Here is a 15,709-nt window from a genome sequence, read left to right on the forward strand (position 1 = left end):
GGCCCCACTCGCCATGAAGATCAAATATCTCCTCGCCGCCAGCGTCGTCAGCCTAAGCGCCGCCGCCACCATCGCCGCGCCCGCAGCCGCGCAAACGATCACCTCGGGCATCGAGGGCACCGTTTCCGACGAAGCCGGCACGCCGCTGCCGGGCGCCGAGGCGACAATCACCGACGAACGCACGGGCCAGACCCGCACGGTAACCGCCGGTGGGCAGGGCAATTTCCGCGTCGGCTCGCTCCAGCCGGGCGGCCCCTACACCGTCACCGTCACCGCGCCGGGCTTCGAAGGCCAAACGGTCGAGGAAGTCTTCACCTCGATCCAGGGCAGCACGAGCTTCAATTTCGAGCTGACGCCCACCGTCGCGGGCGGCGCCGACAATACCATCGTCGTCACCGGCGCGCGCGCTCAGGTGACCCAGCTCGCCGTCGGCCCCGGAACCGCCTTCGGAACGCAGACGCTCGAGGCCTTCCCCTCGATCACCCGCGACATTCGCGACATCATCCGCATCGACCCGCGCGTCAGCATCGAACAGGCGAACGACGTCGACCGCATCTCCTGCCTCGGCGGCAATGACCGCTCCAACGTCTTCACCGTCGACGGCATCATCCAGGCCGACGTCTTCGGCCTCAACGGCACGCCGTTCGCTGCGCGCAATACGCTGCCGCTGCCCTTCGACGTGATCGACCAGACCTCGGTCGAGTTCGCGCCGTTCGACGTCGAATATTCCGAATTCACCGGCTGTCTCGTCAACGTCGTGACCAAGGCGGGCACCAACGAATTCCACGGCTCTGCCTTCATCACTTATTTCGATCAGGGCCTGCTCGCCAACGAGATCGACGGCCGTCCGCTGCAGGCGGGCAACGAGACGCGATGGGGCGCGACCATCAACGGTCCGATCCTTCCCGATCGCCTGTTCTTCTCGCTGGGTTATGAAGAGACCGATCTCGGCGACGGCAACGACGTCGGCCCGTTCGGCGGCGGTTTCGCGGACGAGGAACGGTTCGTCACGGTCGAACAGTTCAACGAATTCGCTCGCATCGCAAACGATGTGTACGGTCAGGACATCGGCGGCTTCCCGACGACGCTCGCGGAAAGCTCGGTGCGCTATTTCGGCCGTCTCGACGCCATCATTTCCGATGAGCACCGGCTGGAAGGAACCTACCAGCGGCTCGAAGAAACCAATGTCGAGCCCGATTTCGGCGGACAGCAGCTTGGCGGCCTCAACTCTTTCGAGGACGAGGGCACCGTCTCGGACTATTACTCGGTTCGCCTCTATTCCGACTGGAGCGACACGATCTCGACCGAGCTGCGCCTGAGCCGCTCGGAAGTCGGCGACGTGCAGGGTCCGGTCGGTTTCGGCGAAGCGCAGTCGGACAATCCGACCGTGCGCCTCGCGGTCGGCCTCGACAACGACGGCAGCACCGTGTTCGGCACCGATGCGGATGGAAACGGTCTGGGTCAGAACGGCCTGCTCACCACCGGCCCGGGCATCTTCCGCTCGGCCAACCAGCTCGACACCAAGATCGATCAGGCTCGCTTCCTGATGAACGTCGACGCGGGCGATGGTCACTTCTTCAAGATCGGGGCGGAACTGAACGACCTCGAGGTTTTCAACCTGTTTGCCATCAACGCGACCGGCACGCTGTTCTTCCGCAACCTCGAGGATTTCGAAAACGGCATCGTCGCGGGCGGCAACTTCGCCAGCGTCTTCGGCGACCTTGCCGACGAAGTGGTTTCGGGCAATCTCGGCGGCGGCACGATCAACGCCTCCCCTTCGGGCGACATCAACGAGGCCGCCGCGCTGTTCAGCCGCCGCATCTACTCGGTGTTCGCACAGGACGAGTGGCAGGCGACCGATCAGCTGTCGGTCAATCTCGGTCTTCGCGTCCAGCTCTATGACGGCGACGCGCCGGCTCCGAACCCGAACTTCTTCGATCGCTACGGCTTCACCAACGCGAACTCGTTCGGCCGGCTCGACACCAGCGTGCTGCCGCGCGTTTCGGCGACCTACGAGTTCGACAATGACGGGTTCTTCTACGGCTCGCGGGTGACCGGTGGCGTCGGCATCTTCACCGGCGGCGACCCGGTCGTCTACTTCTCCAACGCCTTCTCGAACAACGGCTTCAATGTCGGCGAGGGCTCGACCTTCGACGACGAATGCGACGGCATCGACTTCAACGACGATGGATCGTTCAGTGTCGTCGAGGGCGGGCAGTTTACCGGCTTCCCGCAGTGCGCGATCGCAGCTGGTTCCGCGCAGGCCTCCGCCGGTCTCGCCGATACGCAGTCGACCGACCCCGAATTCGACGTGCCCACCGTGGTGCGCGCAAATCTCGGTTTCGAGACCCGGTTCGGCGGCACCAGCGGCTTCCTCGGCGACTGGCGCCTGAACCTCGACTACATCTACTCGCGGTTCAACGACACGCTGAACTTCGTCGATCTGTCGCAGACGCCCGACATCCGCGTGAATGGCGGGTTCACCGTCGACGGGCGGCCGATCTACGCTGCGATCGATCCGAGCGTCGACGGCTGCAACGCCGTGCTTCAGGGCACGGGTGGAACGCCGCCGGTCTATGCGAACGTGACGCCGGCCTGCTTCGGCACGCGGCGCGACGACGAGATCCAGCTGACCAACGGGCCGAGCTACGAATCGCACGTCGCCTCCGTCATCTTGTCGAAAAATTTCGGCGCCGGGATCCTGACCGAGGGCGGCGATGCGGCGATCAACCTGGGTTACGCCTTCACCGATTCGGACAACTTCCGCAATGTCGGCTCGTCGACCGCGACCTCGTCGTTCGACGTGTCGGCCGCGTTCGATCGGCAGGCGCCGGCAATCTCGACCTCGAACTTCGAGACGCGGCACAACTTCACCGTCGCGCTGAACCTGCGCGAGGAGTTCGCCGAGGGCTTCCGCACCGGTATCGGCCTGTTCTTCCGCGCGCGGTCGGGCCTGCCCTACAGCCTGACCTTCGATGGCGGCGGCGTGTTCAACGATTCCTCCTCGGGTTCGGACAACGCGCTGCTCTACATTCCGACCGGGGTGGACGATCCGAACCTGTCGCCGGCAGTCTTCGACGAAATGGGCGATCTGATCGGCGGGTCCGATCCGGAAGCGGTCAATGCGCTGCTCAACTATCTCGACACGAGCGAGGTCGGCGAACAGTGCGATTTCGAACGCGGTCAGTCGATCTCGCGCAACACCTGCCAGAACGAGTGGTTCTTCGATCTCGACCTGCGTTTGAGCCAGGAGATCCCGTTCATCGGCTCGTTCACCGGCATCGCCGAGGACCGGATCGAGGTGTTCGCCGACTTCGCCAACTTCCTGAACCTGCTCGACAGCGGCTGGAACGTGCTGCGCGCACGCGGCGACTTCGTCGACCTGGTGGATGGCGATGTCGATGATGAAGGCCGTTACGTCATCACCGGTTTCAACCCGGACGATCAGAACTTCCTCAACATCAACCAGTCGGCTTGGCGCATCCAGATCGGCGCGCGCTACGAGTTCTGATCTCGCAAGCTTGCACGATGTTAGAAACAGCGAGCGGCGGGGCCTTCGGGTCCCGCCGTTTGCGTTCGGGGAGTGGCGGGCGCATTTCCGGTGCGCCCGTGGGGCTCCAGGCCGGCGCAGCGCGCTAGTCGGCGGCGGGGGCCAGCGCTTCTTCCGGGCCGTGAGCCATCGCCAGCAGCGCAAAGGCCAGCGTCTCGCGCGCATCGGCGGGCAATTTCATGCGCAGCGCATGCTCGAAAGCGGCGGCCTGTTCGCCGAGCTTTGCCTCGCCGAACATCGCCGCGGTCCCGGCGAGCTTGTGCACCAGCCGGGCGAGTTCGTCGCGCGCTTCCGCCGTCCCGCCGTTTTCGGCAAGCACCCCGTCTTCCAGCGCGGCGCGCACCGCCTCGATCGCCTCGGTCCGCCGCGCATTCCAGCGCGCGAGCAAGGCGGGCGAATGGCTCTGCGGCGGGATGAAGGGTGCGGGGGACATAGGCGCGTTCGCCATGTCGCCGTTTGGCGGCGATGTCGCAGCTTCCCCATCCCGCTGCGCCCTTGCCGCTTCCGTAACGGGATCGGAGCCTGCGGCAGCGCCGCCGGCATCCTCGTCGCGGCGCGTTTCGTCGGCAGCTTGGCCCCCCACGATGGTGGCGGGAGCTTCGATGATCCGCGTCGGCAGCCAGCGCTGTAGTGTGCGCGCGAGATCCGCGAACACCAGTGGCTTGGCCAGGTGGCCCTGCATCCCCGCCTCGCGCGCGGCGGCGATATCCTCGGGAAAGGCGTTGGCGGTCAGCGCGATGATCGGCAGCGTTTCGGCTTCGATCCCCTCGCCGCGGATCGCGCGCGTCGCTGCATAACCGTCGCAGCCGGGCATCTGGATATCCATGAAAACGAGATCGAACGGCTTGGCCCGCACCATGGAATCGATGACCATCGCGATCGCCTCGTTGCCGTCCTGCGCGATCGACACTTCCTGCCCGCACCGCTCGAGCATTTCGGTGCCGAGCAGGCGGTTCACGTCGTGATCCTCGACCAGCAGAATGCGCGAGGATTGCGGCAGGTCGGCGGGCGCGATATTGTCGGGCAGCGGCATGGCCTCGCGCGCCGGCTCGACATAGGTGGCGGGAAGCACGAGGCGGAAGGTCGAGCCGGCGCCGACCTTGCTCTCGACGGTGATTTCCCCGCCAAGCAAATGCGCGAGCTGACGGCTGATCGCGAGGCCGAGCCCGGTCCCGCCGAAGCGGCGCGAGGTGTCGCTCTCGCCCTGCGTGAACGGCGCGAAAACGGTGTCGAGCCGCTGTTTGGGGATACCAATGCCGGTGTCGCGGACCTCGACCGTCAGCGCATCGGCGCCCGCCTCCAGCGTGATGCCGACGCTGCCGCGCCCGGTGAATTTGACGGCATTGCCGATGATATTGAGGATGATCTGGCGCAGGCGCAATCCGTCGCTCTCGACCCAGGGGAAGGGGCTGCGGCCATCCGTACTCGCCTCTTCACCCGCCCCGCTGGCCGTCCCGGGGCGCTGGTCACGGGCAATCATCGTCAGCGCCACGCCCTTCTTCTCGGCGGAGGGATGGTAGAGCGACAGGCATTCCTCGACCGTCGCAACCGCATCGACGGGTTCGCGGTCGATGCCGATCTGCCCGGCCTCGATCTTCGACAGGTCGAGAATGTCGTTGAGCAGCATCATCATCGAGCGGCCCGACTGGGCGATCATCGTCGCGTGGTGGCGATGTTCCGCGCTGAGCTTGCTCTGCAGCATCAGTTCGGTGAAGCCGAGCACGCCGTTCATCGGGGTGCGGATCTCGTGGCTCATATTGGCGAGAAATTCGCTCTTCGCAGACGCCGCCTCCTCCGCCGAGCGCCGGGCCCGGGTCAGCAGCAATTCAAGCTCGACGCGGTCGGTGACGTCGCGTGCCGAGACGACGATGCTGCCGCGCTCGCCCGTCAGGGGATCGGCGACGATGGCGCAATCGGCCTCGATGAAGACCGGTTGTGCGTTCTCGCCGTCGAGGAAGCGCCGATAGGTCAGGCGCTCCTTGTCGCTTTCTCCCGACAAAAGGCGCGCTAGCACGCTTTCGATGCGTTCACGCGCATCGTCGCCGGCAAGATCGACCACCGGATGCCCCACGTAATCGCCCGCCGGACGGCCAAGGACGTCGATCACCGAAGGCGAGGCGTAGCGGCAGATGCCGTTGCGATCGATCAGCAGGACGGCATCGGTGATCCCCTCCGTCAGCAGAGCGAGTTCGCGCCGACCATGATCGAGCGCCTCCATCAGCCGCTCGCGCCCGGCGAGGATCGCGGCGACCGGCAGCCCGGTCAGGAAATTGGCGGCGACGAAGGCCTGAAGCACGTAGAGCTTGCTGAGGTCCGAGGTGTTGTTCTGGATGATCGGCCCGAGCCCGGCATGGGTCATCCAGCTGGCGACGATGGCGATGCCGGGCACGAACAGCACGGTGCCGAGCCCGCCCAGGCGGAAGGCGACAAGCAGCGTGACGGGGGGGACGAGGAAGAGCAGCGGGTAGACGTCCTGATGGAAAACGAGGAAAGTCGCCGCCAGCCCTCCCGCCATCAGGGCGATGCGATCCGGTCGGGCACGAAAACGGGTAAGCGAGCGCCGCGGCCAAGCCTCGGCGATCGCCAGCGCGGCGGGAACGACCAGCAGCATGCCCATCGAATCGGCCAGGAACCAGGCGGTCATGCCGTTCCACATCGCCGCTCCGCTCCATCCGAAGGCGGGCGCCACGATCAGCGCCGAGACCGCCGGGCCGAGCGCGCCGCCATAGAAGAGGAAGCGCGTCAGATCGGGCAGCTTCATCATGTCCGGACGTCCGCCCGCCGCCGCTGCGCGCCGGCTCGCCCAAGTGACGAGCGCGATATCGGCGCAATTGCCGAGCGCGAACAACAGCGCCGTTCCCGGCGTCGCTCCCGCCGTCAGGTTGGCAGCAGTGCCCGCGATAAAAATGCCGGCGAAAACCGGAAGCTCGCCGCGTGGACGGGCGAGCAGCAGCAGCGCGACGGCGCTGGCATTGGGGAGCCAAACGCTTGCTAGCACCGAATCGAAGCTCGACAGAGACAGGGAGAGCAGACTGAGCATGAAGAAGCCCGCCCCGCCCGCGATTGCGTAGAGCCAGGAGCGCGCATCACGAATGGCGGCGAGCCATTGCAGCATTGGCCCCGAGAGCGGGCGCGCGCGCGTATCTGCGCCTGCTGCCGTGAGGTCGGCGTCCAGCGGGCGGGGCGCCGCAATGGCCGGTGTGTGGGCGGCCGCCGTCTCTGCCCCTTTCCTATCCTCGTATTGCATCGCGAAACCCCGCCGGAATGCCTGGCTGACCCTTCGCAACCTTGCGGCAGTTGCGCTTTTGCCCTCGAACCCTCGAAAAGAAGGGACCGAATGAATGTGCCGAGACCGCACCGCTTCAGTCCCGCAAAAAATCGTGTAATCCGGACGAAAACCGCAACAACGATCGGCCGCGAACGTCGCCGCGCGAAAGACGGCTGCGCCGCAAGCCCACAACTGCCACAGGTTAGATGAGCAAATCCCCATCGCGCTATCAGGGAAAACCGAAGGTCACGCGCTGGTGGCTCATCCTTTTGATCGTGCTGTTTCATATCGCCGCGCTCTACGGGCTGTCGCGCCTGCTTGCCCCGCAATTCACCGCCTCGATCGAGCGTGAAGTGGTGGACGCCTTCACCGTCACCATCACCGCTCCGCCCGAACCCGAACCTACGGCCGAGCCGGAACCCAACGAAGGCGCCGCCGGCGCGCCCGGCGAAGAGGCGGTGCCGCAGCCGGTGACAGCGCCCACCGCACCCATCGAAAACCGGCCCGAGCCGCGCCCGCGTGCCACCTCCACCGGCACCGCGACGCGTTCCGGCGCGCGCGAGGCGGGTTCGGGCACGGGCGCCAGCGGCGAAGGCGAGGGAACCGGCAGCGGGAATGCCGGCAGCGGGCAGGGAAGCGGTATCGCCGAACGGCCCAGCGTCGCGTCGGGCCGGCTCGATCCGCGCCGCGATTTTCCGGTGCCGCCGGGCGGGCGCGAGGCGCGGCTTGGTAGTTCGGTGACCGTCGTCTTCACCGTCACCACCGACGGGCGGGCGCGCAATTGTTCGGTCGCGCGCAGCAGCGCCGACCCCGAAACCACCGCGCTGGTCTGCGACCGGGTGATCGACCGCATCCGCTTCAATCCCGCGCGGATTAAGGACGGAACGCCGGTCGAGGCACGCTATGGCTACCGCGTCGATTTCCTGCCTCGCTAGGAGGTTTACAAACCGCAAGTCCGGGGCCGGCGGACGCTGGCGGCGATTGGCTTTCCGGGCGATGCATTTATAGGACGGCGCATGAGCGAGGCGAACCACATCCAACCGGTGATCCTGTGCGGCGGCAGCGGCACGCGGCTCTGGCCAGTCAGCCGCCCCGCACTGCCCAAGCCATTTCTGCCGCTGCTCGGGGAACGCACCTTGTTTCAGGAGGCGGTCGCGCGGGTTGCCGATGCCGCCCGGTTCGCCCAGCCGATGATCGTCGCGGGCGCGCAGCACTCCGCCCATATCGAAGCGCAGCTCGAGGGGGCCGAACATCGGCTGATCGTCGAGCCCGCGGCGCGCAACACCGCGCCGGCGATCGCGCTGGCTGCCTGTCTGGCGGACGCTGAAGCGATCCTGCTGGTCTGTCCGAGCGACCATCACATCGCCGACGCGTCCGCCTTTCGCGCGGCGGCAGAGGCGGCGATGCGGCTTGCGGTGGAGGATCTGCTGGTCGCCTTCGGCATCGCCCCGACTCGGCCCGAAACCGGCTATGGCTATATCCGGCGCGGCGAGGCGATCGCGGGCGGTTTTCGCGTCGCCGAGTTCGTTGAGAAGCCCGATCTCGCGCGCGCGCAGCACTATCTGGCGAGCGGCGAATACAGCTGGAACGGCGGCATCTTCGCCTTCCGAGCCGGCGCGCTTCTCGCCGAGCTAGAGACGCATCGCCCCGCCATGGCCAAAGCGGTGTGCGAAGCCGTCGCAGCGGGGCGCGAGGATGGCGCACGGTTTTACCCCGACGGCGACGCCTTCGCCGCAATTGAGGGCGAATCGATTGATTACGCCGTCATGGAGCCGACCGCGGCGGCCGCGATGGTGCCGGCCGACATGGGCTGGTCGGATATCGGCAATTGGGCCTCCTTGCAGGACGCGCTGTCGGCGCAGGTCGATGCGGACGGGAACGTTGCGCGGGGGCATGCCGATCTCGAACGCTGTACGAATGTCTTGGCGACAAGCGACGGGCCGCGCATATCGGCGATCGGGCTCGAGGACGTCTGCATCGTCGTTTCGCGAGGAGAGGTGCTGGTGACCACGCGCGCAGGCGCGCAGATGGTCGGCACGCTCCCCGGAGCGCAGGGCGAATGAGCGGCGCCTTCTCCTCTCGTCGCCTGCCCACCCGGATGGTCGAGAAGGTCTGGGGACGCGATACCCTCCCCGCGCCTTTCGCAGCGCCCGGGGGCCAGCGGATCGGCGAGATCTGGTTCGAACCGCCCCCGGAAATGCCCCGCCTGCTGGTCAAATATCTGTTCACCAGCGACAAGCTCTCGGTTCAGGTCCATCCGGGCGAAGACGACGTGCTGGCGGGCGAGCAGTCGAAGGAGGAATGCTGGCTCGTCCTGGACGCGGAGCCCGGCGCCCAGCTCGGTATCGGCTTCAACCGGGAGCTCTCCGCAGAAGCGATCGGCGAAGCTGCGCGCGACGGTTCGATCGAGGCGTTGATGACCTGGCACGACGTGGCGACGGGCGACATTTTCGTGCTTCCGCCCGGCACGGTCCATGCGATCGGCGCGGGGCTATCGCTGCTCGAAGTGCAGCAGAACAGCGACACGACTTTCCGGCTCTACGATTACGGGCGCCCGCGCGAGCTGCATCTGGAGCGCGCGCTCGCCGTGGCGCGGGGAACGCCCTATCCCGCCCATCTGCGCGCGAATGTCGCACAGCGCGGCAGTGCGCTGGTCGAGACAGCGCATTTCCGGCTCGACCGGGTGGAGGGAATGCCGAGCGACGACATGCACGCCGCCTATCCCGAAGCCTGCCTGGTACTTCCGCTTGAGGGCCGCGTTATCGCTCGCGATGCGAATGCCGACGTGCGGGCGGGGCCGGGCGAATGTTTGCTCGCGCCGTCGCTGGATGCGGTGGATTTCGGCGAGGCCGGGGTTACCCTGCTGACCCGCAGCGCCTAGACCGCGCGGGGCTAGGATCGGCTCAGTCCGCCTCGGCGGACCGGCCCGCCAGCGCGTTTTCGATCTCGTCGGAGCCGTAAGGTTTGCGGATCAAAGCCTCGGCGCCATATTCGTCGAGATCCCGCGCCAGTTCGGAATAGCCCGAGGCGAGCACGAAGCGCACCCCGCGCTTTGCCAGCTCCTCGGCCACCGGCAGGCTCGATTCGGTGCCAAGATTGAAATCGACGATGGCGAAGTCGGGCTGCCCTTCCGCGATCGCATCGAGCGCGCCCGCGACCGTGCTTTCGACCCGGACCTTGGCAACGCCCAGTTCGAGCAGGATGTCTTCGGTATCGAGTGCAATGATCATGTTGTCTTCGACCACCATCACGAATTCGGGGGGCGGGGCGACGTCCTTCGACGCGCTTTCGTCCCGGTCGCCATCGCGAGTGGCTTCGCCCGTCTCCTTGCCGATGCCTGCATCCGCGTCGCCGCGGGCGTCGAGCGCCGCGGCGGACTTTCCGTCATGTGTATCCGCACCGGGGGGAGCCACGAAACGGGCCGGAATGCGGAAATCGGCCTCGAGCCCCGTCAGCTTGAAATTGAGCTCGGCCTCGCCGCGCAGTTCGTGTGGTATCGAACGCTGGATGATGGTTGAGCCGAAGCCGCGATGCCTCGGCGGCTTGACCGGCGGTCCGCCGCGTTCGCGCCAGGCGATGGTGAGGTCGCCATTGGCTTCACGGTCGATCGCGATATCGACGCTGCCCTTGCTATCGCACAGGCTGCCGTATTTCGCCGAGTTGGTCACAAGCTCATGCATCACCAGCGCCAGCACGGTATAGGCCTCTGGCCGGATCATGACATCGGCATTGGTCATCTTCAGGCGGTCGGTCTTGCCCTGCAGATAGGCCTGCATTTCGCTTTCGATCAACGTGGCGAGCGAAGCGGGCGACCAGTTTTCGCGCGTGATGTTGTCGTGCGCGGTGGCGAGCGCCGCGATCCGTCCGCCGACGATCTCGGCGAAGTTCTCGACCCCGATCGCATCCCTCTGCGATTGCGAGACGAGGCCGCGGATGAGGTTCAGTATGTTGCGCACGCGATGGTTCAGCTCCGCGATCAGCAGGTCCTGTTGCTCCTGCGTGCGCTTGCGTTCGCGGGCAGCCTCGTCGGTCATGCGCAGGATCACTTCGAGCAGGGTGACGCGCAGCCCCTCGGCGATGACGATCTCGTCGTCGGTCCATTCCTCGCTGCGCCCCTCGACCGTCTCGGCCCACTCGACAAAGCTGCTGCGCGGCATGAGCCGGTCCTCACCGGCAACTACCGCCTTGGCCGGATTGCCCGACCACAGCACCGATTGCGTAAGCGGTTTGCGCCACAGCACGAGGTAATCGCGCGTATTGCGCGAAATCGGCAGCAGCAGCGCGCCGCACGCCGTGTGGCTGAAATCGGCGGCAGCGGCGATATACTGGGAAAGGTCGGGAGTGGCGAAGATCTTGCTCGAAGGCGCGGACGAGAGACCGGGCAACAGCGCTTCGAATTCGTCCGCATCGGGGGCGGCGCCCTCGCTGCGGTATTCGCCGTCGATATAGGTCGAGATGCCGTCATGCGCGATGAGCTCGCCGAGCGAGGCGGTTATCAAATCAAGATTGTCGCCGAGCGAAGTGCCGCCCGCGAACCGCATCATCAACTGGTCGTGCAACTCACGCCCGCGCCCGCGCAAGGTGCCCGACCCGGCGATCAGCATCCGGTCGAGCATCAGCGAGAAGGTCTGGCTGAACATCTCGGCCACCGTGCGCAGCGAGTAGGACGGCAGGCGCGGCGTATCGTGGTGGCAGGAAATCAGCCCCCACAATTCCCCACCGCGCACGATCGCGATCGTCATCGAGGCCGCGACGCCCATGTTGCGCAGGTATTGCAGGTGGATCGGAGAGGAGGCGCGCAGCACGCTCATCGACAGATCGAGCGGCTCGCCATCGAGCGCGGCGTCGGGCTCGATGGCCGCCTGAGCCCCGTCGACGTCGGCGATGACGCGAAAGCGGTTGCGGCGGAAGAGCTCGCGCGCCTGCATTGGGATGTCGCTGTGCGGATAGCGCAGGCCGAGAAAGCTGTCCTTGTCGCCGCGCCGATCTTCGGCGATCACTTCGCCGCTGTAATCGCGGTGGAAGCGGTAGATCATCACCCGGTCGTAGCCGAGCATCTGGCGCACCAGCCGGGTCGCGGTGGTGAACAATTGCTGCGGCTCGCGGATCGATTCGAGCCGTGCGATCAACGGACCGACCATCGCAAGGTGATCGGTGAAAGCGCCCGCATCGTGCGGTTCGAACTCGATCAGCAACCGGTCTTCAGTCCGGTGCACTGCGACATCGACCAGCGGACCGCCCGAATTCAGACGGATGCCGAACATCCGCTCGACCTGATCGGGCAGGGCGAGCCGGCCGACCGCGGCGCGCAGCTGGTCCATCGCCTTGGGATAGAGGATCGAGGAAAGCGGCGTGCCGGCCTGGGGCACCTGCTCGAGGTTCAGGATCTCGCCGCAATTGGCAGAACGCTGGACGATTACCCAGTCGAAATCCAGTGCGATCAGGCCGCCAAAGGCCTGAACCATCCCGATCTCGTGAATGCGCTCGCGATCGCAATCGGTGAGCGTGGGCTGGCGGCGTTCAAAGTTCATCGGGGCGAAATTCAGGCAGCCGCGATCTCGCTTGCCCGCGCCGCAGCATGGGCATGGGCGAGGAAATGCGAGAAAGCCGCTTCGGCGGCGAGGGTGACATAACGCGCTTCATCCTCACCCACCGGCCGTTCGAGCCGCAGACGCAGGGCGCGCCAGAATTGCAGCATTGCATCGTCGGAGAGAAAGGCCTGCGGCCAGGCATCGCGGCCGTGGCGTGCGCGCTGCATTTCTTTCAGCATCGCGGCATTGCCGAGAGAGGAACCGGCGAGCACCCAGGCGATCCCGAGCGCCGGCCGATGCTCGTCGGAAGTCACGGCGGTCGGCGAAGCGGAAGGGGGCAGCGCAAAGCGTGGAGCGGCTTGGGGGAGAGGCGCGTCGAATGCGGCCAGGTCGGCGGCGATCAGCGGGGTCTGACGCGGGGGCTCGAACTCGCCTGCATGGTCCGACAGCCATTCCTCGATCCCGATCCGGGCGGCATATTGTGTCGAGAGGAAGCGCACCATCTCCGTGCGATCGTCCCAATCGCCCGCGGGCCGCATCCGCGCATCTAACGCATCGTGCAACGGTGCGGTGACACGGCGCAGATGCGCGCGCAAATTGTCGCCCTTCCGGGTCGCTCCTGCCAAGCTCACTCTCTGTCCCGTCACTTGATCCCGAAGCCCGGGCGCGGTCAGCGAACCTGTCGGGCGAATTAGGCGTCAAATTTGTCCACACCATATGACATGGCGCACCGCGACTTGCAACCGGCGGCGGGTCGCACGAATGGGTGGGGTTGTCTTATAAAATGATGGTTTGCAAAGGGTTGCGCGCCGTTCCTGCCGGCCGGCCGGCGCGCGCGGCGTGCTCTGCGCCGGCTATGGCTTTTCGAGCAGGCGACCGCCGTGGCGCCGCACCGCGCGCTCGATCGTGCCGCCGAGAAAGCCGAGCATGGCGGGCAGATCGAGCTCGATCGTCACGCTGTCTTCGGCGATGTCGATACCGCCGTCGATCCGCTGGCCGGCGGCGGTGATGAACAGGTCCATGCGGTCCTCGTGCGGCCATTCGGTGCGCACGGTGGCCATGCCGGGCGGGAAGAAGCCGCCGATCTCGTGGCTGCGTTCGTGCATGCGGCGGCGGACCTCGTCCTTGCCGAGATTGTGCGGGAGAGAGACGCGCATCAGCGCGCCTTTCCGGCGGGCTGGCGAGCGGTCTGTTCCTCGGTCTCGAAATCGGGCAGCGGCACGCCCGAACCCTGCTCGTCCCCGCTGCCGACCGCTTCGCTCGTCGCCGGCCTGTCCGCTGTCATGCCTTCGATCAGCTCGTCTCCGCCATAGCGATATTCGAGGTAGCGCGACTTGATCGCCAGATCGTCGAGCGCGCCTTCGGCCAGGCGGCGGGTGACGCGCTCGACCTCGTCCGAGATCTTCGCAAGGCTGGTCACCAGCCGATCGTCCGCGGTGCCGCCGGCATGGTCCGCCGCGCGCAGATGGGCGGGAATCTTGCGGTAATTGTCGATCGTCTCGGGAATATATTCGCCCACCAGCTCGCGCACTTCGGCCATCGCGGGGTGCGACGTGTCCATCGTTTCGAGCTGAACGCCGAGCGCATCGAGCTGCGTGCCCAGGCGGTCGATCAACGCCACCGCGGACGCGGGCAGCCCGTCGCGCTGAGCCTCGAGCCACAATTCGGTGCGCGCCACCATCTGCCGAGGGTTGCCCTGGCCGAGCTCGGCGCGACGCGGCACCTTCACCTTGGGAAATTGCGAGAAGAAAATCGCGGCGCAGATAATCGCCATCGCCACCGCCATCACGCCAACGAACCCAATGCCGTTCAGCACCACGCCGATGATCGAGGCGGCGGTGAGGATCGCGAAGACCGCGAGCGCGAAATAGCCGCCGCGCTTGATCAGGGCCTTGATCTTCGCATTGGCCGAACCGCGCCCGATCGACTTTGCCGGACGGTGGGTGCCGCCCGCGCGCTGCGTCGCGAGCGACTGGCCCGCCGCGCGCATGATCTCGTCGGACTGGCCGGTCGTATCCGCCATCAGCTATCGAGCGCCAGCAGCGATGGCTCGGAAGCGGCGACCTTCGCCTGCGCCTGCGCCTGGCCTTCGGCGCGCGCGATATAGCCCTTGGACTTCTCGACCTCGTCCGACAGCGTGTTGACCGTCTGCTTCATGCTTTCGAGCGCGCGGACCTTGAAATCGTCGACCTCGTCCATCGTGTCGTAGATGTTCTGGAAGGCCCGCTGAAGCGTCTCCAGCGGGATGGTGCTGGAGGCGGCCTGCTCGTGGATCTGCGCGGTCTGTTCGCGCAGCAGCGTGCTGGTCGAATCGATGATGTCGCTGGTGGTCTGGTTGAGGCTGGTGATCTGGCCCAGCACCAGCTTCTGATTGGTCATCGCCTGCGCCACCGTCACCGCGGTGCGCAGCGCGCCCACCGTGGTGGTGCTGGCGCGGTCGACGCCCTTGACCAGCTCGACATTGTTCTTCTTCACGAGATCGAGCGCGAGATAGCCCTGCACGCTCACCGCCATCTGCGTCAGCAGGTCCTGCGTGCGCTGACGGACATAGAACAGCGCGCTCTCGCGCAGCGCCTTCGCCTTTTCCGGGTCCGAGCTGTCGAGTTCGATCGCCTTCGCCTCGAGCCGCGCATCGAGCGTCTTGGCGATGTGGATCATCTGTTCAAGTTCGCCCATCGCCTCCCACAGCTTGGCGCGCTCGGTATCGATCGCGGCATTGTCGAGATGCAGCTCTTTCTTGCCGCTTTCGAGCCGTTCGAGGATCGCCTGAATGTGCCCCTGCGAGCTTGTGTAGCTGTCGAAATAGTTCTTCAGCTTGTTGCCGAAGGGAATGATGCCGAGGATTTTGCGCGGGCCCGACAGCTTGCCCTTGCGGCCCGGATCGAGATCCTCGACCGTGCGGCGCAGTTCGGCGAGGTCGCTTCCTACCCCGCTATCGGCGTCCATCGCGCGCACCGGGCGATCGAGGAATCGGTTGGAATGGGCGGCAGCGGCGCGGATCTGCTCCTGGCCCATGCGGGTGATCTGATCGACCTTGGCGCCGAATTCGGGCGAATTGGCATCGGCGGAGACGAGATCGCTGACAAAGGCATCGACCTTGGTGTCGAGCTTCGATTTCTGCTCGGAGGACACCGGAACCAGCCCCGCGGCCTTTTCGGGCGCGATATCGGGCACCGGATCGGGCGGGCTCAGTTCGAAATCGGTCGCCGTCTTGGTCGGCGGGGTGAGGTCGATGTCGGGGGTCGTCTCGGTGCTCATGGCAAATGGGTTTCCGGTTCCTGCGAACGCTTGGTGACTGTATTAGCTATCTAAGACACGCCTTACAACCCTAACCCCGCGAGGCGGCGAGGCCAACGGGCA

General features: G+C 66.2%; 10 protein-coding genes. 4 read left to right on the top strand and 6 right to left on the bottom strand.

The genetic code is table 11. The annotated features are described in order from the left end of the window. Positions 1-13 precede the first annotated feature (13 nt). A complete protein-coding gene (locus V2I30_RS13370) occupies positions 14-3,511 on the top strand; it encodes a TonB-dependent receptor (protein WP_330662671.1) in 3,498 nt (1,165 codons plus the stop codon). Between the two features lie 124 nt (positions 3,512-3,635). Here V2I30_RS13370 and V2I30_RS13375 read toward each other — a convergent pair whose 3' ends face one another. Continuing rightward, positions 3,636-6,665 (bottom strand): ATP-binding protein, encoded by a 3,030-nt coding sequence (locus V2I30_RS13375; RefSeq protein ID WP_330662672.1) that lies wholly within the window; start codon positions 6,663-6,665, stop codon positions 3,636-3,638. Positions 6,666-7,024: 359 nt separating this feature from the next. Here V2I30_RS13375 and V2I30_RS13380 point away from each other — a divergent pair, with 359 nt between their 5' ends. The 3 genes from V2I30_RS13380 to V2I30_RS13390 all read left to right on the top strand — a co-directional run bounded on the left by V2I30_RS13380 (position 7,025) and on the right by V2I30_RS13390 (position 9,699). Continuing rightward, a complete protein-coding gene (locus V2I30_RS13380) occupies positions 7,025-7,753 on the top strand; it encodes a TonB family protein (protein ID WP_330662673.1) in 729 nt (242 codons plus the stop codon). Between the two features lie 81 nt (positions 7,754-7,834). Next, positions 7,835-8,881 carry a mannose-1-phosphate guanylyltransferase gene (locus tag V2I30_RS13385; protein ID WP_330662674.1) on the top strand — a complete coding sequence of 349 codons (1,047 nt, stop codon included), beginning with the start codon at positions 7,835-7,837 and terminating at the stop codon, positions 8,879-8,881. Next, positions 8,878-9,699 (top strand): class I mannose-6-phosphate isomerase, encoded by an 822-nt coding sequence (locus V2I30_RS13390; protein ID WP_330662675.1) that lies wholly within the window; start codon positions 8,878-8,880, stop codon positions 9,697-9,699. Before V2I30_RS13385 ends, V2I30_RS13390 begins: the two co-directional genes overlap by 4 nt. Before the next feature lie 22 nt (positions 9,700-9,721). Here the strand turns inward: V2I30_RS13390 and V2I30_RS13395 are convergent, their stop codons facing one another. The 5 genes from V2I30_RS13395 to V2I30_RS13415 all read right to left on the bottom strand — a co-directional run bounded on the left by V2I30_RS13395 (position 9,722) and on the right by V2I30_RS13415 (position 15,607). Beyond that, the gene (locus V2I30_RS13395) at positions 9,722-12,349 is read right to left on the bottom strand and encodes an HWE histidine kinase domain-containing protein (RefSeq protein WP_330662676.1); all 2,628 of its coding nucleotides are present in this window, start codon (positions 12,347-12,349) and stop codon (positions 9,722-9,724) included. 11 nt (positions 12,350-12,360) lie between these two features. Continuing rightward, complete coding sequence (locus V2I30_RS13400) at positions 12,361-12,981, bottom strand: biliverdin-producing heme oxygenase (RefSeq protein WP_330662677.1); 621 nt, start codon at positions 12,979-12,981, stop codon at positions 12,361-12,363. Between the two features lie 222 nt (positions 12,982-13,203). After that, complete coding sequence (locus V2I30_RS13405; protein ID WP_330662678.1) at positions 13,204-13,506, bottom strand: polyhydroxyalkanoic acid system family protein; 303 nt, start codon at positions 13,504-13,506, stop codon at positions 13,204-13,206. Then, a complete protein-coding gene (locus V2I30_RS13410; RefSeq protein ID WP_330662679.1) occupies positions 13,506-14,372 on the bottom strand; it encodes a hypothetical protein in 867 nt (288 codons plus the stop codon). The genes V2I30_RS13405 and V2I30_RS13410 overlap by 1 nt, the downstream gene beginning before the upstream one ends. Continuing rightward, the gene (locus V2I30_RS13415) at positions 14,372-15,607 is read right to left on the bottom strand and encodes a toxic anion resistance protein (protein WP_330662680.1); all 1,236 of its coding nucleotides are present in this window, start codon (positions 15,605-15,607) and stop codon (positions 14,372-14,374) included. The genes V2I30_RS13410 and V2I30_RS13415 overlap by 1 nt, the downstream gene beginning before the upstream one ends. Positions 15,608-15,709 lie beyond the last annotated feature (102 nt).

The organism is Erythrobacter sp., assembly GCF_036351135.1.
Classification (GTDB): Bacteria; Pseudomonadota; Alphaproteobacteria; order Sphingomonadales; family Sphingomonadaceae; genus Erythrobacter.